Source organism: Mycobacterium sp. NGS66 (genome assembly GCF_059812225.1).
The window spans coordinates 25,361-45,473 of sequence record NZ_JCALCG010000017.1; the positions used below are offsets into that span (position 1 = coordinate 25,361).

Consider the following 20,113-nt stretch of genomic DNA (forward strand, 5'->3'; position numbering starts at 1 on the left):
CGAGAACCAGGGTTACGCGGTCGCTGTAAATGGCTGACACCATGACGCGAACCACCCCCTCACCGGTGACCCTCGATTTTGCGGTGGCCGGGATGGTCTGCGGGTCGTGCGCGACGCGCGTTCAGCGGATCCTGAGCATGCAGCCCGGTGTCGAATCCGCGACGGTCAACTACGCGACGGAGACCACCCCCGTCGTGCTTGTCGGGCAGGCCGCCGAACCCGATGCGCTGCGCGCCGCGGCCGAGCAAGTCGGCTATCGGGTGACACCGCGGGATGCCGGCGTGGCGGCCGGCTTTTCCTCAGTCAGCGTAGTCACCAATTCTCTGGGCCTATTGCGCTTCGAGCGCCAGGAAAGGACGGCGTGATGAGTGTCGCGTTGTGTCTGCTGGTGTACAGCTTGGCGGTGGTGGTGTTCTCACCGGGGGTACTGCGGCGGTTGACCCGCGCGGGCACCTGGCCGCGGCTGGGAGTGGTTGCGTGGCTGGCGGCGATGATCAGCGTTGTCGGGTCATGGTTGGTCGCGGCGGGCTTCCTGATCGGGGCACTGGCCCGGCATCGGCATCGGCCGGGCCAGCTCGCCACCGCGTGTTTCGCGGAACTGCGCCAGCTCTTGGATAGCGGGTTCGGGTCAGTGGTGCAGGCCGGGATTGTGGCGCTGGCCGGCCTCGCAGCCAGCGCACTGGGTGTCCTGGGTTGGCGGTTGGGTAGCTCGCTGTGGCGCGCACGCCAGCGCAGCCTTGGGCATGCCGAGAGAGCCCGCGTAATCGGCCGCCGAATCGATGGCGTGGACGCGGTCGTGGTGGATGCTCCCGAGCGGGCCGCTTACTGCGTGGCCGGGCGCCCGGACACCATCGTCGTGACCAGCGCGGCGCTTGACGCGCTCACCGATCGCCACCTTCATGCGGTGCTGGCGCATGAGCGCGCCCATTTGACCGGGCGCCATCACCATGTCCTCGCGTTCGCGCGCGCGTTGGCGGCGGCCGTTCCCCAGGTGGCGCTGTTCGGCACGGGCGCCCGAGAGATTGCTCGGTTGTTAGAGATGTCCGCCGATGATGCGGCGGCACGCCGCTATGGCTCACAGACACTGCTGGACGCGTTGCTCGCGCTGTCCACGGGTGCGATGACACCGGTTGGCGCTGTCGGGGCAGCCGGCGTCGATGTGCTCGACCGCGCCGAACATTTGGCCGCGCCGGGTGCGGCCCGAGATCAGTGGTCCGTAGGGCTGTTGCTCACCGCCACAACGCTTTTCATCATGGGGGGGCCGCTGATCTCGGTAGCCCTGACTGTGGCCGGTGCCATGTGGTGCTACCAGTGAGGGGTCGAGCTTTACTAGGCCGAACGCTCATACGCGGTTGTGGCGTGCGTAGTGAAATGTGGGACCCACCCCAGGTGGGGTGGGATATGATGAATAGGCCCGGTGGGGGTGCGAATTGTGAGCAAGGACATGGAATTGACGGCGAAGAAGCAAGCGTCCCTGAACCGGCTGAAAACGGTTCGGGGCCATCTCGACGGGATCATTCGGATGCTGGAGTCCGACGCCTACTGCGTGGACGTGATGAAGCAGATCTCGGCAGTTCAGTCCTCGCTGGAGCGAGCCAACCGGGTGATGCTGCACAACCACTTGGAGACCTGCTTTTCCACGGCAGTCCTGGATGGCCGCGGGCAAGCGGCCATTGACGAGCTCATTGATGCCGTCAAGTTCACGCCCGCATTGACCGGCCCGCAGGCACAGCTGGGCGGTGCCGTGGTCGGCGAACCCACCGGTAAGGAACCAGCGACCGCAGGTGGCCGGGCATGACGATCACCAGATCTCGTCTTCGCGGTGCAGGCATGGAGTGCGGGTCATGCGTGGTGTGTGGCAGAAGCTCATATGAACTTCGCCGCCGCTAGAAGCGAGCCGGTAACGGCTTAAGGGCGTGGGAGAGAGCAGCGTCACCGAAGGTACGGCTACCGCTCGGCGGGGCAACGATATGAAAGGGAGTGGTTCGAGATGGTTTTGCATGGATTGATGGCGAAGGCGGCGCCCACCGTGATGACCGGCGTGGTGGGGGTTGCGGCGTACGAAGGACTGCGCAAGGCGGTGGGGAAGGCTCCCTTGCGGAAAGCCGCGGTCATTACTACCGCCTGGGGAATCCGCGTGGGCCGCGAGGCCGGGCGTAAAGCCGGGGCGAGTGCTGAGCAGGCTCGGCTGACGGTTGCCGACGTGGTGGCCGAGGCGAAAGAGCGCGCCGGGCAGGACGCTGCACCGCTGACGGTGGTGGACTCGGGCGACGACAAATGACCACCGGTGTCCTGGACGGCGACGTCGCGCTGAAAGTTGTATCCGACGCGTCGGGGCGGATGCGCGTGCACGTCAGCGGGTTTGGTGTGGACGCGGTTCGGGCGGTCGCGATCGAGGAGACCGTCTCCCAAGTGACCGGCGTGCAAGCCGTGCAAGCGTATCCGCGAACCGCATCAGTGGTGATCTGGTATTCGCCCGACAACTGTGACACCGCTACGGTGCTCTCAGCAATCGCCGAAGCCGAGCACATCCCTGCCGAATCGGTGCCCGCGCGTGCCCCGCACTCGGCTGACATCGGAGTGGTGCGAAGGATCGCCAGCGGGATCGGGCTTGCGTTTCTGGGCTTGCGCCGTCGTCAGGAAGACGGTCCACCGGACGCCGCGAATTGCGGGGGCCGCGGGTCTGGGCCGGTCACCGGGAGCGAGTTATCGCCGGACCAGCATAGTAGGCGCGAGCGGCGCAAATGGCTCCGCAGGGTGTGGTTGGCCTTTCCGCTGGGGCTGCTGGCCATGGGGTCGACGATGTTGTTCGGCGCCTACCCGTGGGCGGGGTGGCTAGCTTTCGCCGCGACGGTGCCCGTGCAATTCGTGGCCGGGTGGCCATTCCTGAAGGGGGCACTGCAGCAGGCGCGAGCATTGACTTCCAACATGGACACGCTGATCGCGCTGGGCACCTTGACCGCGTTTGTCTACTCCACCTATCAGTTGTTTGCCGGTGGGGTGCTGTTCTTCGACACCTCGGCGCTGATCATCGCGTTCGTGGTGCTGGGCCGCTATTTCGAGGCCCGAGCCCACGGCAAGGCGCGTGAGGCGATCAGCAAGCTGCTGGAAATGGGCGCCAAGGAAGCCACACTGCTAGTGGACGGCGCGGAGCTGCTCGTTCCGGTCGATCAGGTCCAAGTCGGAGACCTTGTGCGGGTGCGGCCGGGGGAGAAGATCCCGGTCGACGGTGAGGTCGTCGACGGGCGCGCCGCCGTCGACGAGTCGATGCTCACCGGCGAGTCGGTCCCGGTCGAGAAATCGGTGGGTGACCACGTTGCGGGGGCAACGGTCAACACCGATGGCATGTTGACCGTGCGAGCCACCGCCGTCGGGGCCGATACCGCGCTAGCCCAGATTGTGCGACTGGTCGAACAGGCACAGGGCGGCAAGGCCCCGGTGCAGCGGCTGGCCGACCGGGTCTCGGCGGTGTTTGTCCCGGCCGTCATTGGCGTTGCCGTCGCAACGTTTGCGGGATGGACGTTGATCGCCGGCGACCCGATTGGCGGGATGACCGCGGCGGTCGCGGTGCTGATCATTGCCTGCCCGTGTGCGCTGGGATTGGCCACCCCGACGGCGATCATGGTCGGCACCGGCCGCGGTGCGGACCTGGGGATCCTGGTCAAGGGCGGCGAGGTGCTGGAAGCCTCGAAGAAGATCGACACGGTGGTGTTCGACAAGACCGGCACCCTCACGCGCGCCCAGATGCGGGTGACCGATGTGGTTGCTGGCAAGCGCCGCCAGCCTAATGTGGTGCTGCGGATCGCCGCTGCGGTCGAGTCGGGCTCCGAACACCCCATCGGTGCGGCGATCGTCGCCGCTGCGCGCGAGCACGGGTTGCCGATTCCACCCGCTACGGCGTTCGCCAACGTCGCGGGGCATGGGGTGCGGGCCAGGATCGACGGCCTGCCGGTGCTGGTCGGGCGGCGCGAGCTGGTAGACGAGCACGATTTGCGACTGTCTGAGCACCTCGCTACTGCCGCCGCGGAACTCGAGCAGCAGGGCCGCACCGCGGTGTTCGTCGGCCGCGAAGACCACGTAGTGGGTGTCGTCGCGGTGGCCGACACGATCAAAGACGACGCGGTTGATGTGGTCCGTCAGCTGCACGCCATGGGGCTGCAGGTCGCCATGATCACCGGCGACAACGCCCGCACGGCCAACGCCATCGCCAACCAGGTTGGCATCGACCGCGTGCTGGCCGAGGTGTTGCCGCAAGACAAGGTCACCGAGGTTCGACGACTCCAAAACGAGGGCCGGGTGGTCGCCATGGTTGGCGATGGCGTCAACGACGCCCCCGCCCTAGTACAAGCCGATCTGGGCATTGCCATCGGCACCGGCACCGACGTGGCCATCGAGGCCTCCGACATCACACTGATGTCTGACCAACTCGACGGTGTCGTGCGTGCGATCGGGCTCTCGCGAAAGACCCTGCGCACGATCTACCAAAATCTCGGCTGGGCCTTCGGCTACAACACAGCCGCCATCCCTTTGGCCGCCTTCGGATTACTGAACCCGGTCGTGGCGGGTGCGGCGATGGGATTCTCCTCGGTCAGCGTGGTGACCAATTCGCTGCGGCTACGCCGCTTCGGCCGCGACGCATGACTGGGCCCGAAAACACCGGTGGCGAAGCGCATAGCAACTTCACGACTCGCCCCGATCGAAGCGGTTGAGCCTGGATGATTCATGACCTGGTGCTTCGTTGGGTGGTCACCGGACTGTTCTCACTGACCGCCGCGGAATGTGTCGCAGCAATCGTCGCCAAGCGCCGACCGTGGACCTGGGTCGTCAGCCACGGGCTGCACTTCGTCATGGCGGTGGCGATGGTGGTGATGGCATGGCCCTGGGGTGCACAGGTGCCAACGACTGGACCCGCAGCGTTTTTCCTGCTGGCGGCCTTGACGTTCGTGACGATGGCCGTCGTGGTGGCCCGAACAACCGCCCTACGAGTACGGTACGGGTACCACGCTGTGATGATGCTGGCAACGGGCTGGATGTATGCCATCATGAACGCTCAGTTGTTTGCGTTCCGATCGAGCAGCCACGGCGCCGCTCAGCCGGCTATGTCTATGCCGGGCATGGACATGCCGGACATGGACATGCCGGCAAGCAGCGGGTCGCCCGTATGGTTCAGCGCGGTGAGCTGGCTCGGGACCGTCGGCTTCGCCGTTGCAGCGGTTTTCTGGACATACTGGTACTTCATCAAACGCCACCATGAACCGTCGCGCTTTAGGTCGCTGGGTAACCTAAGTCAGGCGGGGATGGCTATTGGTATGACTTTGCTGTTCCTCAGCACGCTATTTCGGATCTGAGCTCGCAGCGGGGCGGGACCCTCACGTTGAGTGCCGCCACATCTAGGCCATCAAGCGACTACCGCCCACAAGGTGCTACCGTTGCTAACCCGGCAGCCACCGCCCCGACCATCACTGCAAGCCCACCGAACTGCCGACTGCATCAGCGCAGTCATGCCCACCGCAGATGGGTCGTGATCGGCACATGAATTCTTGCCCGGATCATGGATGGTCCACTGTTTGCGCCGCGGCGCCAACGCTGCCGACCGGGCACCGATGAGGCCAGTGGCCTGGGCGGTACGTGCCACCGCGAACGTGCCCAGCTGCGACACGACACCGATCCCGTGGCCTCAGCTCACCCGGAGCCGGTAGGGCGACACAGGCCTCCTCACACATTGGTGCTCCTTGAACCGCGGCGACATTGACTTCAGTCCTCACAGTTCAGAGCACCATTCTTCGTGAACGCCGCTCAATCAACCCGAATCACGGTGAAAACACGAGGCTAGGCCCAGCTGGACCCGACGGCGCTGTCCGTGCTGGCCATGTTGCTACCGGCCGCCTGGACCTTTTGGCCGTGGGCGTTGGCCTGCTCGTAAATCACCTGGAAGTTGCGTCCCAACTGGGTGATGAACTCCTGGCAGGCCACCGAACCGGCACCGCCCCAGAAGTCACCGGCAGCCAGCACATCGCGGACGATGGCCTGGTGCTCGGCTTCCAGCGAGGCAGCCTGGGCACGGATCAAGGCGCCGTGGGCATCCACATCGCCGAACTGGTAGTTAATCGTCATCTCGGTGTTCTCCTAACGTCGGAAAAGGTAGGCAGCTTCGGCTTTTACCGCTAGCTGCTGAGGATCTGCTGCGACGCCTGCTCTTGCTGCTCGTAGTTGTTGGCGTCGCGGATCAAACCGTCGCGCACACCGTGCAGCATGTTCACGATGTTGCGGAAGGCGGTGTTCATCTGACCCATGGTGTCGTAGGAGGTGGCCTCGGCGGCACCGCTCCAGCCCGCACCCGAGATGTTCTGCGAGGACGCCCACATCCGGCGGGCCTCGTCCTCAACTGTCTGGGCGTGGGTCTCGAAACGCCCCGCCATCGCCCGCATCGCGTGCGGGTCGGTCATAAAACGCGTTGCCATATGAATTTCTCCTTATCTCGAAATTGCGGAATGTTGTCCCGGCGGTCTCAAACGGATGGCAGCTTTCCGAATCAGACGACGACCTGTTTGGGCATGACGATCGGCTTGAAGCCATATCGCGGCCCGGCGTAGGCACCGGCACCCTTGGCGCCGGCCACCATTCCCGGCCCGCCGGGCATTGCGGCAATCGGTGCGGCCTCCTCGGCGGCCGCGGTCCAGCCGCTGCCTTCGGCAACCGTCGCGCCGACGGTGGTGGCCGGCGCGGCGCTCGACCAGCCGGCCGGCACCGACAATCCACCGACCGAACCCGCCTGGCCCAGGCTGGCCGAGGCCGCTGCGCCCAAGCCGCCGGTCGGCATCACCGAGCTCACCATGGCCCCTTCCACCTCAGCCGCACCCACGGCGGGTGCAACAGAGTCCGTGAGCGCGGCGGGCGTGAAACCCGGCACGACGCCAAGAGTTTTACCCATCAACGCCGCGTTCGGGATGGCGTTCATAGTGAACCAAGCCCCGGTGTTCACGACGCCGTTGACGCCGTTGAAGATGAACGGGGTTCCGATTAAGCCGTCAAGCGACGTGATGAGATCGGTAGGGCTAGCAAGACTCGCCGCCGGGGAAACCGCCGACACCGCGTTCGTCAACGCCTGCGCAGGCGTAGACGCGCTGGCCTGGGCGACCGATGCCGCTTGCAGGCCCGGGCCGGCCGGGTTCGTGGCCGGTGCCATCGGCGTCACCGGTTGAAGAACCCCCGCCGCCAGTGAGGCGGCCTGGTAGGTGTACATCATCGTGGCGTCTTGGACCCACATTTCGGCGTAGTGGGCCTCGGTTGCCATGATCGCCGGCGTATTGATCCCCAGGAAGTTCGTCGCGACCAGGGTTGCGAGCAAAGTCCGGTTTGCGGCGATCACCGGCGGGGGCACCGTAGCCGCGAACCCCGCTTCGTACGCCGCCGCCGATGCGGTGGCCTGGACGCCCGCCTGCTCGGCGGCCGCCGCCGTGGTAGTCAGCCAACTCACGATGGGCTGCGCGGCGGCGCCCGCCGCTGCCGACCCGGCTCCCGTCCACTGCTCGGTCGTCAGTGCCGTGATGATCGATTCCCACTGGGTCGCAGTGGTGGTCAGCTCGGCGGCCAGGTTGTGCCAAGCCGTCGCGGCGGCCATGAGCGGTCCTGCACCCGCACCGGCGTACATGAGCGCTGAGGTGATTTCAGGCGGTATAGCTGCGAAATCCAACACCATTGTTCTGTATCCCGTTTCTATTGACTGGCTAGTTGTCGACTATCTGCAGACGGTTGACGCCGATTCTCAAACGGCTGTCGGCTTGGGCATGACGATGGGCTTGACGCCGTAACGCGGGGCACCGAACCCGGCGCTGCTACGCGCGCCGGTCACCATTCCGGGCATGCCCGGAACGATCGCCCCGGCGCCGGCCTGTGGCGCAGCGGCGGTCCAGCCGACAGTCTGCAGAGCGGTCGCAGGACTGGTCGCCGACGTGACCGTCCCGGCCCAACTGGGCGGAACCGACAACCTGTTGCCCACCATGGTGGCCTGACCCACCGCCGCCACCGGCATCGCGCCCATGCCGCCCATGCCACCGGCGGGCGCGGCCCCACTCGCGGGCGCGGTCGCACCGGCCAGGTCCGCTGCTGCGGCAGCGTCGGCCTCAGCAGGTGCATTCAGCAGACCGCCAAGACCCAGCAGGTCTGACCCCGCGGACGCCCAGTTGCCGCCACCGATATTGAAGTAGTTCGCCAGGTTGCTGGACAGACTGAACGGGTTGCCATTGAGGCTTCCGGAGGGACCGCCCAGGAGCCCGGAAATTATGTCAATGATATTCCCGCTAGGGGTAGCCGCCGCTTGCGCCGCGTTGGCGGCTTCGGTGGTGCTGTAGGTGGTCGAGCTGGTGCCCAGGGTGCTCACGTACTGCTCTTGAAGGGTCTGAGCTTCGGCGGCAATCGTCTGGTATTGGGTCCCGTAAGCCGCGAAGATCGCCGCCTGCTGGGCTGATACCGGGTCGGCAGCTGCAGGCAGGATGGTCGTCGTCGGGGCCGCAGCACCCAAATTCTGCGCGGTCAGGTTACTGGTAATTCCCTCCAACAGCGCCTGTGCGGCGAGCAACTCTTCAGGAAGTGCTGTCAGAAACGACATCTATTACTCCTCGTTGTTCGAAAGTGTCTATCCCAGGCGGTGAATCGGCCCTGTGTGTTCGCGTAACGGCCCCTGTGCGTTGGCGTAAGGCTAACGACCCCTGACTCCACATTCCCGATCGAAAGGGCTAGGGTGACAGACGTTTACGGCTTGTTAACGAGGAAGCTTGCAGTTTTAACAACCTTCTACCAGTTACTCCCCGGTAATGCTGGGGCCAACACCGCTGCCTACCCACCACGGTCCTCGGTCAGGCCAGCACGGTATCGAGCGGAAAAGAAAGTCCTGGTACACACCGACGGCGCCGGGCCACTCACGAATTCCTCGACTACCTGCATGCCCGCCGATCTCGTCCTCGCTGGGATTCCGTCTGACCGAAACCACGGCCACCGCGAATGGATCTGATCCCCGCGACGGCCTGGACCCGACCTACGACGCCGACAAGCAGATCCGTGAGGTGGCATGGGTCGCCGAGGTCAGCGGCCTGTGCGATCGGTCGAGCTGGCCGCCCGGGATCCGGACCATGCCCGCCCGACCCGACCACACCGGTGCAAAGCTGCGGTTCACCAATCACAACGGGTTCCGGCTGACCGCCCTGGTCACCAACGCCACCCTCGGCCAGTTGCCTGACCTGGAACTACGACACCGACCACGGGCCGCTGCGAAGACTCTCCACGCCGCCAGAGACATCCGGACTGGCCAATCTCCCCTGCACAAGTTCGACCAGAACGGATCTGATGCGCCCCTATCCAGTGGCCGATGGAACTGACCTCCTGGCTGCAAATGATCGTCCTGCACGATGTCCCCGCACGGCGCTGGGAACCCGAACGTTTACAGCTACGCCTGTTTTCGATCGCCGCCCGCATCACCGCCACATCCGCAAAACGCGATGGGGTCTTCAGCAATGCCGGAGCAGTTCACTCACATGCGACGGCTCGTCGTGAGCGTGATGGTTGAACTTAACGAGGCGACTATCAACCGTGGATGTCGTCGCCAGCATTGCGGGAGGTGCCCCCGTGCGCTGTTGACGACAGCGCATCAATCGTCGGCGACGACGCCGTCAGCTTGCACCAAGCACGACCAAGCAAGCACGACCAAGCCTTACGAACCTACAATGCACAGCAACTTCACGATCTTCCCGCCGCCCAGCCTGTTCAAGGCGTCAGCTTCTGCCTCTGCACGTGTGAAGCCGCTTCCTCCCTGGTAAGTCGAGCCGTTATAAGCGACCGCACCGCACTTCTTGAAGCTAATGATCACTCTGCAGTCCTGTTGGCCGCATCGTTCCAACGCGACTTGGTTGGCCAGTGTCTGCGTCGCGTAACCTCCTTCCGATGTACCGGACGCGCCGGTAGGGGAGTAGGCGATCGCGGCGAAGTACGTGTAATGAGGGATTACCGGTCCCATCTCAGGAGGCATGTGGGCGCCTACCTGCGGAATCAGTGGCAGCGACAGGATCATCATTCCCGCCGTACCGCCTAGGCTCGCGCCTGCCAGCGCGATTCGATGCCAGCGTTTTTTCATCATCTTCCTAACCCCTTTCTAAGGCCTGTAAACGCAGCGCTCTGAGTCTGATATGGCGTCCGAATTTGATTGCACCGAAGGCAAATTGACCAGGCGCCGCCGGTTTTGGCGCGTCCTGCAAGGTGCACCGGGGCTACGGGTGCGGCGTCGGCTGCGGTGTTGGGCTAGGCGTTGGTCGGGGGCCGATGGATCCTCCCGGGCCCATGGTGCCGGGTCCCATGTCTGCGCCGGATCCCATCATCGGGCAAATACCGACACGCTCGCCGCCGGGAATCCGGTAGCCGCCCTCTGAGGCCCGGCCCAACCAGAACCCCGAGAAAAAGATCACGGCCACAACGAATACGGCACCGGCGGTGATGCCCACCACGGCCAGCAGTTGATCGAGCCGACCCGCCCGCTCAGATCGATCCGAATACTCGGGCTGCCTTGCCGCCGTGGGCGGTTCGGCGGATTCTGGTGTTTGCGTCATCCTGGAATGTTACACCGCCTATACCCTACGGGGGTAGAGGACTAAAGTCCACAATAACCCGGGCGAGGTAGGGACTAAAGTCCTAAAATGGGCGTCGCAATTTCGGCACCCGATTCTGAGCGCTGTGTGGAGTTCGCGGAATCGGGGTCGCACCGGCAACTGCTCGGCGACCCTCCACCCGCGAAGGTGTCACACCGTAAGAGATGAGTGGCACTCTTCGGGTATGCCGACGACGCACCGGCGCTCTGCCATCACCGAGACCGATGAGACCAGCACCGCGCTTTCGGTGGCGCGACGGATATGGCCGCACCTTGCTGACAAGCCGGGCGCGTTGCTGCGCCGGCTGATTCTGACCGACCGCAATAGTCTCGTTCACGATATCGGCACCACGGAGAAGGCCCGCCGCCAAGCGATTGAGGTCACCAGCGGCGCGTTGGCCGGAGTCTTCGGGCCGGCTATCTGGCTGATTTACGAGAAGATTGGCCAGAGTGATTCTGTTGGATGCCAGCGTGTTGCTCGGGCACTTCGAGCCCGCTGACGTGCGCCACGTTCAGGCGACCGCACTGCTGACCGCTCATTTGGCGGACTCGTTCGCGGCCAGCGTGATCACTTTGGTCGAGTTTCCTACCGGCGCAGCTCGTTTGGGTATGCCGCAGCGCCTCAACGAGCTCCTCGAGCAATTACGCATCGAGGAATTGGAGCTTCCCGAAGCGCTGCGTCTGGGCGAGCTCCGTGCGGCGACAAACCTGAAGATGCCTGACTGTTGTGTTCTCTCCACGGCTTAGCGCCATGGCGCGTCGATCGCCACGTTTGACCAGAAGCTGGCAGCCCGCGCCCTCCGAAATCGGCATCACGATAAGAGTCGGAGACACGCTGTAGCGGGACGCAACCAACGGTCACAGCGACGAAAGCAGTTCGTGACCATCGTGATTCAGTGATTGAGTGAGGGGTTGATCAAAGGGGGCCATTTGCCTTCAAGCTATTCGCGGAATTTGACACGTCAACGCACGTTGCGGGAACTCGCCGGCTCCGACGTCAGCGTGTAGGCCCTGATGAAGCTGCTCGGGCACGAATCGATGACAACTTCACAACGCTATGTCACTGCCGTGGGCACCGAGACTCGGAGCGCTGCAGCCCGAAACGGTTTGTATGCGCTCATCCCTGCCGATGAGAAATACGCGGACCCTGAGTCACAACTCGACCGAGATCCTTCAAGCATCACGGATTCAACCCAGTATCACCACGTTGAAACGTGCACCCACTTGAGCAGCGCCCAGCCCGGGCACCAGGCCGATACGCCTGGCCCGCGTGTCGGAGAAGATATTCAACCAGTCGATCCACCCGAACGTCGCGGCAATCAGCCGGCAAGTGATGCCAGCCGCGATAGTATACGCCGCGGCCACAGTGAATGCCGGCTTGTCGGTGGACAGTAGATGATGTCGAAGACCACCACGGGTCTATCGCGCGGTCGGGTTAGCTGTCAGTAAATGGAGCGGTCCAGTGGACTCGAGTGCCACCCTCGGATGGCGTTGTGATCTCGCAGCTGCCGCCAAGTTGTTCTGCGCGCCGCGCCATATTGACTAGTCCGCTGCGACGCTTATTGTCGAGGGGCACGCCACAACCGTTGTCAATGATGTCGACGGTGAACATGTCAGCGACACTGACCTCGACGGTCAGCCGTGAGGCGCCAGAGTGACGAACCGCGTTGCTGATGGCCTCGGTGGTGACCGCTTCGGCGTGCTCGGCAAGTTCGTCGCCGACTGCCGTCATCGGTCCATGCATACGCACGGTGGTGATAATGTCACGATTCTCGGTCAGGTCGGCAACCACTCGCTGAATCCGACGCCGGAAGCCGCCTTCGCGCGCTAGTGGAGATTTCAGCTGGAAGATGGTGGTGCGGATCTCCTCGATGATGGTTTGCAGATCATCGAGCGTGCCGTTGAGCCGGTCGACGACCTCCGGCGATCGGACCCGAGCAAGCGTCCCCTGCAAATTCATGCCTGCGGCAAATAGCCTCTGGATGACGTGGTCATGCAAGTCATGCGCGATGCGCTCGCGTTCAGCCAGGATGGTCAACTGGCGCGCATGCTCGCGGCCAGTCGCGAGCGCGAGGGCTATCGCAGCGTGCGTGGCGAAATCGCTCGCCAGCTCGAGATCACCACTGTCAAATGGTGGCTCGTCTGTGCCGCGGGCGATCGCGATCACTCCGGCAACCTCATCGTGGGCGCGCAGCGGCATAACGATCGCGGGCCGCTGTCCGACGTCGGTGAACGCCTGAATCGGGTAACTCAACGCCTCGGTGATCAGCGGTTCGCCGGAGCAAAAAACCGCACCGCTGGTCGAGCCGTCGACTGGAATCTGCTGGCCGATCACGTCAAGCGCATACAGACCCACCGCGGCAGATACAACCAGCATGTCGACTTCCTCGACCGGGACGTCGGCGTCGGCTGGAACAAGCACGATCGCCTGCTCGGCATTGGTGAGCGTGCATGCGCGTTCAGCGATCAACTGCAGTGGCCGCCGGTGCAGCTCTGCGCCGGACAGCAGCGCGGTAGTGATCTCGCGGCTGGCCTCTATCCACTTCACCGACGTGCGCTCGCGCTCGAATAGTTGCGCATTATCGATGGCGGCCGCTGCAGCAAAAGCCAACGCGCGGGTGCAGAACTCATCGGATGCAGAAAACACCCGCCCCGGATCATCGTGGGTCAGATAAGGTTGCCGAATACCGTTCCCCGAATCGTGATCGGCACCCCAAGAAAAGCCCGCATGTGGGGGTGGTGCTCCGGGAATCCGCAGGCAGCGGGATGCATGCTCAGGTCATCCAGACGCAAAGCTGGTGTATCAAGCGATACACTCAAGACTCCCTTGCCAACCGGCAAATGCCCGATTCTGCTGACGGTGTCAGCTTCCATCCCCGCGTGGACGAATGAGAGCAACGTGCCCTCGGGATCACGGACAGCCAGGGCTCCGTAGGGGGCTGACGTCAATTCCCTGGCTGCGAGGATGATCCGACGCAAAGTTGCGTCGAGGTCGAGATTTGAACCGATCTCGACGATCACGCGCAGCAGTTGCTCCAACTGATTGTGCGCCGTGAGCAATTCGTCGAGCTGCTCGTGCATCCTGCCTAACAGCCCAGGTTGACCCAAGCCGCTTTCATCGCTGGCCAAACGACCATACCTCCGCGACACCGTTCGGCGTAGAGCAGCTGATTTGGCAATGCCAGGATGCCCTTGCTGTCCTAACTCCAGATTTCATTAAACTCTGCATTCTTCATCCTGTCGTCCGCGTGTCCTCATAGTCGCACGCGGACACCCCTACCGGGTAGGGGATTAGGTCTTTGCACGCGGGGCCAACGGGTATGAAGGTCCATCCGCTTGTCGGTCCGGCAGGTGGTGCTGGAAAGGTGGGCGCCGTGCATAGCCGGGTGCGCCCATGGCGCATGCTTGTGATCGTCGCAGCATGGGGATCGTGTTTCCCGCTGCTGCAGTGGGGCGCGCGCGGGGGCTCGGCGCTGTGGTTTGTGGCCTGGCGTGCGGTCATCGCCGGGCTGGCATTGCTGTGTTTTGTCGTGTTCCTGCGTCGGCGCCGCCCGGATGCCATGCCCACGTTGCTTGGCCAGTGGGGGTTGATCACGGCGTTAGGCATCCTCAATGTGGCGGTGGCCTTCGCGGCGATGGCTACAAGCGTCGGCTCTATGACCACCGGAGTCGCTTCAGTACTCGGCAATACTCAAGCCTTGCTTGTGGTGCTGCCGGCGTGGTGGCTGTTCGGAGAACGACCAAAACCACTTGAAATCGCCGGTGTCGCGGCGGGTCTCGGCGGCCTGCTGCTGGTCGCGGGTCCTACTGGCGGTGCCCGTGGGGCATGGCTGGCGCTGCTGGCGGCCGCGGCCATCGCGGCTGGGGCGTTGCTTGCCCGCCGGTTGACCGCTGTGGATGTATTCGCTTTGGGCGCAGGCCAGTTCCTGATCGGCGGCGTGATCCTCGCGCTCATTGCGGCGATCGTCGACGGAGCACCTCAGCACACAGTCACGCTCAATTTTATGGTCGCTGTGCTGGTGCTGGCATTGCCGGGCAGCGCGCTGCCCTACGTTTTATGGTTTACCGAGCTGCGCAGGGCTTCGATCAGCGCCGTGACGGCCTGGACGCTGCTTGTGCCCGTTATCGGGCTGTTATTGGGAGTGCTGGTCTTGGGGGAGCCGCTGAGCGAATTGCAGGCCATCGGTAACGCGATAGTCGTTGCCGCCCTGGCGATCATCGCCACATCCGCTCGGGCACCCAGCGACGGCTCGCCTGCTGGCAGCGAACCGGCAGCCATATTGCCGCAGTCAAACGCTGACACGGGATTGCGCCTGCCATCGGCCGGAGTCGTTTGTGCTAAACCAACCGACGGCAAGCGCGGCACCGGCCGCCGGAAGAAACCCTCACCGCGTAGCAACGCCGCAAAAGATCCCATACAGCCCACATCTTCCTTGGGACCTCTGGCCGTGAGCGAATCGCCCGACTTCTTTTGATGCCAGACCATCCGTTGCATCCGTAGAACCGTCACGGTGACGAAACCGCCCCGACTCCCATTGTGATCGAGTGATCGGGTGATGCTGTCCGGTGTTTAGAATCGGTCACATTCCCCGTTAAGGAGCGGCGATCCAGGCAGGGGTTGGTCTATCCGCCCATATGGCTAGGATACGGAAGAAGAACGACGGCGGTCGTTGTTATTGCGTGCGTGCTGCGCCAGAGACGTTGCGGTGCAGGCTAGTTCAGCTTTACCTGACATAGTATCTGATTATCGGCGAAATACATTGGGCTGCAAGGTTTACATCAGCAAGCGGTTGTTCATGTTGCGTGTTCCGTCCGTAATAGCCGGCAGCCTCACGCATGCGCCTGGCCAGCATGTTGCGCCGCGGCGCACCCGCCTACCTTCGATGACGACGCTCCAGCATCAGCAGGTACGCCAGGGTGGCGGGCTGGTCAGGTGAGGGAAAGCCGAAAGCCGTCGGCATCAGGCACGCGCCACCAGATCATTTCAATTCGACAGAATCGGCGAGCAACTCAAGCACACCGTTCGTCACGGTGACGTCTACCGTGCTTGTGTCGGCCGCTGCCGGGCACCGACCTGCGTCTAGTTGATGGATAAGAATCGATAATTCCAGCCGCCGTTGGAGACACTAATCGGCAGCTGTTAGGCGTCGGCCCGCAAACGTTCGTGTCCGGGACGTGTCAGCCTTTCCTGCGAGGGGGTCCGGCCTATGACGTGTTCAAAGGTCTCGGTTAGGTGCGCGGTTATTTGCTCGGGCAGGCGATCATCATGTCGCGGATCGTAGTCATCAGGCACATATTGGCGGGCGATGTAAAGACCGGCTGCGATCGCCGACCACATTGTGACAGCCCGTTGCACCCGCTGATTCTGCGGATCGACGTGCATCCAGTCGGCGAGCCCATATGCCAGTACTTGTTTGCGGGCTGCAGAGGCCCGCTGTTGCAAATCTCGGCTTGACAGAATGATGTCGACCATCGCGACCATTCGATCACTCGTCATGACGCCGCGCCCATTGGTGATTGCAGTTAGCGATTCCTTGGTCGCGAGCATTAGCGCTTCGGTCGGGTCGATGTCTGTCTCTACACCGGCAAGTGCGGCTACGGTGGCCTGCAGCACGTCCTCGACGAGAGACATGATCACCACATCCTTGGATGCGAAGTAGCAAGTGAAGTCAGCGGCCGATACGCCGGCGGCAGCGGCCATCTGCTGGATGGTGGTGCCGTCATACCCCTGGCTGACACAAAGATCCAGCGCCGCGACGATCAACGATTCGCGGCAGGACCTTTCATCGATCGATAAATCGTCGCAGTGGTCCACCTGACTCCCAAAACCCGCGATCCCGCACCGCCCATCTGGCCCGGTCCGCCGAGGCCTAACTGCCGTCAACTCAGTGGGCTCGGAGCGGCCCGCTGGATGGAAGGTCGATCGCCGATGTCTATAGAACTGTCGGAGTCACGAACTACCTCATTCCCTCGGTGTCCCGACCACCGCGATGCGAAAAAAAGAGTCCGTTATCCGTCTGTGCCGGCAGACTATACGACATGGTCAGGGGAATGTCTATGTAGCCGTATTTGCCACATGACAAGTTATCCCCGGCAGTTCGGTAAATAGCTGGCCTAGCTGTTAACTTCTAGGGCCTGTCAGGCACTTTCCTCCACCTCCACGTCGACAACATCTACACGGCTCTTTTCATTGAGGTTAGAGATCGATGGGCGGGCAGCAAGAATCAGGTTGTCTTGCAACGTGCCACGACGTCCGTCGCTTTATCGTCTTCCTCCAGACGATTCATTCTTTCTCGATGGCGGTCTTCTTCGCGCTGAGCGTGTCGACGTGCGGGGTCGAAGACTCTTGCAAGCGCATCGATAACCTTCCCCCACCCACTAAACTTGAAACCGAACGATTTACCGGCGTGCAGCGTTTCAAGCTGAGCCTGCTCGGTCGAGGGAATTAGCTCGCGGATATTCGAATTAATAACTTGCGGCGGAACGGCATAGCCTGCTTGTAGTAACGAGTTGTTAAACCTTACGAGGTCCGAAACATCAATCGCGCCATACTCGGCCAGGTTGGGGATAGCAAGGATGTTGTACATGTAGTCCAGGTCGGCAATCGTCTGAATGACCCAATCCAGCGTCGTTGGCGATCTTTCTCATCATTTCTAGCAACATGCAACGTCAAATGATGTGTCGGCCCAAGTTCAGCCATCGCCTCGTCCTCCATCTAATTGGGTATCTGCTGGCCCCGGGCTTCAGCGGGGGATGCCTGCAGTAGATCGGCCTCCAGGCTATCTAGCTTCTCTCGTGCGGTGGCGATGAACTTTCGTGCGGAATCTGTGCAGTAGTGGAAGTTGTCGCGGTCGATCTTGACGACAAGTATCGGATCATCCTTGAACAGAACGTGTTTCGAGTTCGCACGGCAGGCGTGACGCTTCCCGGGGCTGGCCGCCGAAATCGATCGCAATAGTGATCGTTGGCCACTCATTTCTTCAGCCTCTCCTCAGCGGTCTCAACGAGATTCGGCAGTTGCTCAATCAGGTAGTCGCAGTCGTCGGAGGTGTAGTCCTTGCGGGATGTGGCACCGCTGGGCACTACCTCTTTGATCCGGCGGTCGATCGCTGATTTCACCGCCTTGATTTTCTCTCGGGTGCGGTCGAGGTCTCGGCCGGCATGTTTGAGGCCGTGTTTGGCCAGGAACTTGCCGACTTCGGTTTTGACCAACTCATCGAGCAGGCTCCGTTTGGCTTGGCGCGCCTCCTGTTTCGTGGGCTGGATACGCTGCAGCGGTCGAACTGGGCGCCGCCGGTAATCCCTCGCTCGCGCAGCACCGCCAGGGCCTGCACTACCTCGGGGTCGGCACTCATGCTGATCAACGTGAGGGTCTCCAGCTGTACGTTCTCCTGGGCGGTGATCACAGGCTGCGCGGTGGTCGTGTCGCGCGGGCCGCTGGGCTCGCGGGTCGGTGTGGGTTCGATGACGCTCTCGTCGATGAGTTGGGCGAAGAACTCCTGATCAGCTTCAGCGAACTCCTGGAAGTCATTCCAGACCCGGTGATGTTGCTGCCCACGTGGAAAACGACCACACCCTCGTTGCCTGCGTCGAACGGACCAACCCCAGGAATGACGCGCATGATGCGGCCGACGAACTGTATGAACGGCCCCAGATTGCCGAAGATGCTGAACACTGCAGCCACGCTCAGATAGGGGTGGTCGAACCCTTCACCGAGCTTGCGCACCTGCACGATAACGTCCAGCTCGTGGTTTTCCAGCTTCTGATGGACGCGCTCGTTGGCCTGGCCGTCTTCCTTGCTGTGCACAAAATCGGCCCGCAGACCGAGTTCGCGGTACTTGGCGACGACCTGCTTGCAGTGCTCCATGTTTAGCGCCGAGGCGATGATCTTCAGCCGGGTCTCGCCCGTCTTGTCGCGCAGCTCGAACAATTTCTGTCGGGAGGCCTCGGCGATGGTGGTCAGGCTGGCCTCCGAGCTGACGATGCTGCGCCGGAAACCGGCGTCTTCGTCACCGAGGCGGCGTACCTCGTTAAGCGTCACCTCGACCTCCGAGCGAACGTAGTGTGGCGTGCTGGGGTTGAGCCGATAATCGTTGATGCGCTTGACGTAGCCCTTCGCGACCGCCCGCGAGATCGGGTAGCTGTAGATGATCTCGCCGGTCATGACGCGCCCGTCCGCACGGGCCGGTGTCGCACTGACATTGAGGATCCGGGCGCCCGGGAAGTGTTGACGCAGCGTATCCCAGCTCTCGGCGACGTTGTGGTGCCCTTCGTCGAACATGATCAAGTCGAAGAAATCGCCGGCAAGGGCGCCCAGCCAGGTGTTGTCGTCGCGCTGCAACTGGTGAATGTTGGTCACGACGATGTCGGCCTCTTCAAGATCGCCGATGTTCGTGCTTGTGCCGCGAATCTCGGCGGGTTCTGGAAACGGCGGTTCGCTGAGCACTCCGCGCTTGGCGTAGAAGTACTTCGGATCACCGGGCGTTAGGTCGCGCAGCAGCTGCTCGGCGATCTTGAGACTTGGCGCTACCAGTAGGGCGCGACGCGACTGTGTTGCGAACGACGCAAGCGCCAGCAAGCCAGACTTGCCGCAGCCGACCGGCAACACGATGGACACCTCGCGACTGTCGGTTCGGCTGAAGTCGTGCCCAGCGAGCGCGCCGAACGCATCGATTTGGGGTTCACGCAGATTTTCGTTGTCGCTGACAAGGGGCTTCAGATTAATGTACTGGTCGGGTTTCAACGAAAGGGCTCCAGTCTGTGGAAGTAATTGGCTTGTAATGTTTTTCGTGTCGCGTTAGTGGCCTAGAGTCATTCGGCGGCCCGCAAGGTCTCGACCCCGGCCCGGACGGCCGGCGAGAGCGTCCGCACGGCGAAGTCGCTGATCGACCAGTCGACGGCATCGGGCTCTGCAGCCCTTAGCGCCTCGACGGCCGCCAGAGCCATCTCCTCGGATTTCACTCCCTGCAGAATCTCCACAAGCACGTCACGCACATGCCAGCGGTTGTGGTAGTACCCGAGCCGGATCAGTGCGGCGACGATCATGCGCAGAATGCTCGCGTCCTTGGTCTCGACCACCGTGCGCTGAGCGAAATCGGCGAGTAGATCGCAATACTCGAAAGAAAACGGTGCCTGTCGAACATGATCTGCAAACCGCTGGTACACCCGTCGGAAGGTTGCGCGGTGGTTGCTCCACAAGTACTTCAGTGTGGCCGTCTACACCATGGCAACACGCGCGTCAGAGCGGTCATGTCGTCGTAGCTCGACTCATCAAGGGCGGCAGCCCATTCGATCATCTCGATCAGGTCAGCATCGGTGATCCCAGGAGGTGGCGACGATCAACAGCACACCATCCGTGATGGTCGCCGCGGCGGTCGGGGCGGCCGGCATCCACGTCGAGGCTCTTGTGTCGCAGCGCCCGCAACGCGGCAAGACCCGGCTCCCAGCCGACGACATAGCACCCCAGATGCGATGCCTACC

At 62.9% G+C, this 20,113-nt stretch carries 22 protein-coding genes and 1 pseudogene; 11 read left to right on the plus strand and 12 right to left on the minus strand.

Annotated features, from left to right (window positions below):
- Positions 1-41 precede the first annotated feature (41 nt).
- The 6 genes from AC5Y2L_RS24740 (at position 42) to AC5Y2L_RS24765 (ending at position 5,348) form a co-directional block, all read left to right on the plus strand.
- Positions 42-365, plus strand: coding sequence for a cation transporter (locus AC5Y2L_RS24740; protein ID WP_499944911.1), 324 nt, complete (start codon positions 42-44; stop codon positions 363-365).
- Positions 365-1,315 carry a M56 family metallopeptidase gene (locus tag AC5Y2L_RS24745; RefSeq protein ID WP_499944913.1) on the plus strand — a complete coding sequence of 317 codons (951 nt, stop codon included), beginning with the start codon at positions 365-367 and terminating at the stop codon, positions 1,313-1,315. Before AC5Y2L_RS24740 ends, AC5Y2L_RS24745 begins: the two co-directional genes overlap by 1 nt.
- Before the next feature lie 129 nt (positions 1,316-1,444).
- On the plus strand, positions 1,445-1,798 hold the full coding sequence (gene csoR / locus AC5Y2L_RS24750; RefSeq protein WP_499945127.1) for a copper-sensing transcriptional repressor CsoR: 354 nt from the start codon (positions 1,445-1,447) through the stop codon (positions 1,796-1,798).
- Positions 1,799-1,990: 192 nt separating this feature from the next.
- Positions 1,991-2,281 carry a DUF1490 family protein gene (locus tag AC5Y2L_RS24755; RefSeq protein WP_499944914.1) on the plus strand — a complete coding sequence of 97 codons (291 nt, stop codon included), beginning with the start codon at positions 1,991-1,993 and terminating at the stop codon, positions 2,279-2,281.
- 59 nt (positions 2,282-2,340) lie between these two features.
- Positions 2,341-4,641, plus strand: a complete 2,301-nt coding sequence (locus tag AC5Y2L_RS24760; protein ID WP_499945128.1) for a copper-translocating P-type ATPase — start codon at positions 2,341-2,343, stop codon at positions 4,639-4,641.
- 74 nt (positions 4,642-4,715) lie between these two features.
- A complete protein-coding gene (locus AC5Y2L_RS24765) occupies positions 4,716-5,348 on the plus strand; it encodes a DUF5134 domain-containing protein (protein ID WP_499944916.1) in 633 nt (210 codons plus the stop codon).
- Between the two features lie 481 nt (positions 5,349-5,829).
- Here the strand turns inward: AC5Y2L_RS24765 and AC5Y2L_RS24770 are convergent, their stop codons facing one another.
- The 4 genes from AC5Y2L_RS24770 to AC5Y2L_RS24785 form a co-directional block, all read right to left on the minus strand.
- Positions 5,830-6,114 (minus strand): WXG100 family type VII secretion target, encoded by a 285-nt coding sequence (locus tag AC5Y2L_RS24770; RefSeq protein ID WP_067375055.1) that lies wholly within the window; start codon positions 6,112-6,114, stop codon positions 5,830-5,832.
- A 50-nt stretch (positions 6,115-6,164) separates the two neighbouring features.
- Entirely contained in the window at positions 6,165-6,461 is a 297-nt protein-coding gene (locus tag AC5Y2L_RS24775) for a WXG100 family type VII secretion target (RefSeq protein ID WP_067375057.1), read from the minus strand.
- Positions 6,462-6,532: 71 nt separating this feature from the next.
- Complete coding sequence (locus tag AC5Y2L_RS24780) at positions 6,533-7,699, minus strand: PPE family protein (protein ID WP_499944919.1); 1,167 nt, start codon at positions 7,697-7,699, stop codon at positions 6,533-6,535.
- 66 nt (positions 7,700-7,765) lie between these two features.
- Positions 7,766-8,608, minus strand: coding sequence for a PPE family protein, SVP subgroup (locus tag AC5Y2L_RS24785; protein WP_499944921.1), 843 nt, complete (start codon positions 8,606-8,608; stop codon positions 7,766-7,768).
- A 205-nt stretch (positions 8,609-8,813) separates the two neighbouring features.
- Here AC5Y2L_RS24785 and AC5Y2L_RS24790 point away from each other — a divergent pair, with 205 nt between their 5' ends.
- Complete coding sequence (locus AC5Y2L_RS24790; RefSeq protein ID WP_499944923.1) at positions 8,814-9,374, plus strand: hypothetical protein; 561 nt, start codon at positions 8,814-8,816, stop codon at positions 9,372-9,374.
- On the plus strand, positions 9,365-9,562 hold the full coding sequence (locus AC5Y2L_RS24795) for a hypothetical protein (protein ID WP_499944927.1): 198 nt from the start codon (positions 9,365-9,367) through the stop codon (positions 9,560-9,562). Before AC5Y2L_RS24790 ends, AC5Y2L_RS24795 begins: the two co-directional genes overlap by 10 nt.
- A 144-nt stretch (positions 9,563-9,706) precedes the next feature.
- Here the strand turns inward: AC5Y2L_RS24795 and AC5Y2L_RS24800 are convergent, their stop codons facing one another.
- A complete protein-coding gene (locus tag AC5Y2L_RS24800) occupies positions 9,707-10,129 on the minus strand; it encodes a DUF4189 domain-containing protein (protein ID WP_499944929.1) in 423 nt (140 codons plus the stop codon).
- 130 nt (positions 10,130-10,259) lie between these two features.
- Positions 10,260-10,595: a hypothetical protein gene (locus AC5Y2L_RS24805; RefSeq protein WP_499944934.1), complete on the minus strand. Its 336-nt coding sequence runs from the start codon at positions 10,593-10,595 to the stop codon at positions 10,260-10,262.
- Positions 10,596-10,818: 223 nt separating this feature from the next.
- Here AC5Y2L_RS24805 and AC5Y2L_RS24810 point away from each other — a divergent pair, with 223 nt between their 5' ends.
- Positions 10,819-11,133 carry a hypothetical protein gene (locus AC5Y2L_RS24810; protein ID WP_499944935.1) on the plus strand — a complete coding sequence of 105 codons (315 nt, stop codon included), beginning with the start codon at positions 10,819-10,821 and terminating at the stop codon, positions 11,131-11,133.
- Positions 11,105-11,380, plus strand: coding sequence for a PIN domain-containing protein (locus tag AC5Y2L_RS24815; RefSeq protein ID WP_499944937.1), 276 nt, complete (start codon positions 11,105-11,107; stop codon positions 11,378-11,380). Before AC5Y2L_RS24810 ends, AC5Y2L_RS24815 begins: the two co-directional genes overlap by 29 nt.
- A gap of 688 nt (positions 11,381-12,068) precedes the next feature.
- On the opposite strand, the pseudogene AC5Y2L_RS24820 reads toward AC5Y2L_RS24815, so the two are convergent.
- Positions 12,069-13,714: pseudogene (locus AC5Y2L_RS24820) on the minus strand (sensor histidine kinase).
- Positions 13,715-14,034: 320 nt separating this feature from the next.
- On the opposite strand from AC5Y2L_RS24820, the gene AC5Y2L_RS24825 reads away from it, so the two are divergent.
- Positions 14,035-15,108 (plus strand): DMT family transporter, encoded by a 1,074-nt coding sequence (locus AC5Y2L_RS24825; protein ID WP_499945130.1) that lies wholly within the window; start codon positions 14,035-14,037, stop codon positions 15,106-15,108.
- Between the two features lie 665 nt (positions 15,109-15,773).
- On the opposite strand, the gene AC5Y2L_RS24830 is transcribed toward AC5Y2L_RS24825, so the two are convergent.
- The 5 genes from AC5Y2L_RS24830 to AC5Y2L_RS24850 form a co-directional block, all read right to left on the minus strand.
- The gene (locus tag AC5Y2L_RS24830) at positions 15,774-16,448 is read right to left on the minus strand and encodes a TetR/AcrR family transcriptional regulator (RefSeq protein ID WP_499944938.1); all 675 of its coding nucleotides are present in this window, start codon (positions 16,446-16,448) and stop codon (positions 15,774-15,776) included.
- Positions 16,449-16,857: 409 nt separating this feature from the next.
- Positions 16,858-17,220, minus strand: coding sequence for a hypothetical protein (locus tag AC5Y2L_RS24835; protein ID WP_499944940.1), 363 nt, complete (start codon positions 17,218-17,220; stop codon positions 16,858-16,860).
- Between the two features lie 385 nt (positions 17,221-17,605).
- Positions 17,606-17,845: a hypothetical protein gene (locus AC5Y2L_RS24840; RefSeq protein ID WP_499944943.1), complete on the minus strand. Its 240-nt coding sequence runs from the start codon at positions 17,843-17,845 to the stop codon at positions 17,606-17,608.
- Positions 17,846-18,035: 190 nt separating this feature from the next.
- Positions 18,036-19,376 carry a DEAD/DEAH box helicase gene (locus AC5Y2L_RS24845; protein ID WP_499944945.1) on the minus strand — a complete coding sequence of 447 codons (1,341 nt, stop codon included), beginning with the start codon at positions 19,374-19,376 and terminating at the stop codon, positions 18,036-18,038.
- A 68-nt stretch (positions 19,377-19,444) separates the two neighbouring features.
- Positions 19,445-19,798, minus strand: a complete 354-nt coding sequence (locus tag AC5Y2L_RS24850) for a hypothetical protein (protein WP_499944947.1) — start codon at positions 19,796-19,798, stop codon at positions 19,445-19,447.
- Positions 19,799-20,113: the final 315 nt, after the last annotated feature.

Excerpts from the sequence above, each read along its gene's own strand:
- AC5Y2L_RS24740 (WP_499944911.1), top strand. The coding sequence starts at position 42 with ATGACGCGAACCACCCCCTCACCGGTGACCCTCGATTTTGCGGTGGCC.
- AC5Y2L_RS24805 (WP_499944934.1), bottom strand. The coding sequence starts at position 10,595 with ATGACGCAAACACCAGAATCCGCCGAACCGCCCACGGCGGCAAGGCAG.
- AC5Y2L_RS24800 (WP_499944929.1), bottom strand. The coding sequence starts at position 10,129 with ATGATGAAAAAACGCTGGCATCGAATCGCGCTGGCAGGCGCGAGCCTA.
- AC5Y2L_RS24785 (WP_499944921.1), bottom strand. The coding sequence starts at position 8,608 with ATGTCGTTTCTGACAGCACTTCCTGAAGAGTTGCTCGCCGCACAGGCG.
- AC5Y2L_RS24780 (WP_499944919.1), bottom strand. The coding sequence starts at position 7,699 with ATGGTGTTGGATTTCGCAGCTATACCGCCTGAAATCACCTCAGCGCTC.
- AC5Y2L_RS24770 (WP_067375055.1), bottom strand. The coding sequence starts at position 6,114 with ATGACGATTAACTACCAGTTCGGCGATGTGGATGCCCACGGCGCCTTG.
- AC5Y2L_RS24795 (WP_499944927.1), top strand. The coding sequence starts at position 9,365 with ATGGAACTGACCTCCTGGCTGCAAATGATCGTCCTGCACGATGTCCCC.
- AC5Y2L_RS24745 (WP_499944913.1), top strand. The coding sequence starts at position 365 with ATGAGTGTCGCGTTGTGTCTGCTGGTGTACAGCTTGGCGGTGGTGGTG.
- AC5Y2L_RS24775 (WP_067375057.1), bottom strand. The coding sequence starts at position 6,461 with ATGGCAACGCGTTTTATGACCGACCCGCACGCGATGCGGGCGATGGCG.
- AC5Y2L_RS24835 (WP_499944940.1), bottom strand. The coding sequence starts at position 17,220 with ATGTACAACATCCTTGCTATCCCCAACCTGGCCGAGTATGGCGCGATT.
- AC5Y2L_RS24825 (WP_499945130.1), top strand. The coding sequence starts at position 14,035 with ATGCTTGTGATCGTCGCAGCATGGGGATCGTGTTTCCCGCTGCTGCAG.
- AC5Y2L_RS24765 (WP_499944916.1), top strand. The coding sequence starts at position 4,716 with ATGATTCATGACCTGGTGCTTCGTTGGGTGGTCACCGGACTGTTCTCA.
- AC5Y2L_RS24810 (WP_499944935.1), top strand. The coding sequence starts at position 10,819 with ATGCCGACGACGCACCGGCGCTCTGCCATCACCGAGACCGATGAGACC.
- AC5Y2L_RS24790 (WP_499944923.1), top strand. The coding sequence starts at position 8,814 with ATGCTGGGGCCAACACCGCTGCCTACCCACCACGGTCCTCGGTCAGGC.
- AC5Y2L_RS24760 (WP_499945128.1), top strand. The coding sequence starts at position 2,341 with ATGCGCGTGCACGTCAGCGGGTTTGGTGTGGACGCGGTTCGGGCGGTC.
- csoR (WP_499945127.1), top strand. The coding sequence starts at position 1,445 with ATGGAATTGACGGCGAAGAAGCAAGCGTCCCTGAACCGGCTGAAAACG.
- AC5Y2L_RS24755 (WP_499944914.1), top strand. The coding sequence starts at position 1,991 with ATGGTTTTGCATGGATTGATGGCGAAGGCGGCGCCCACCGTGATGACC.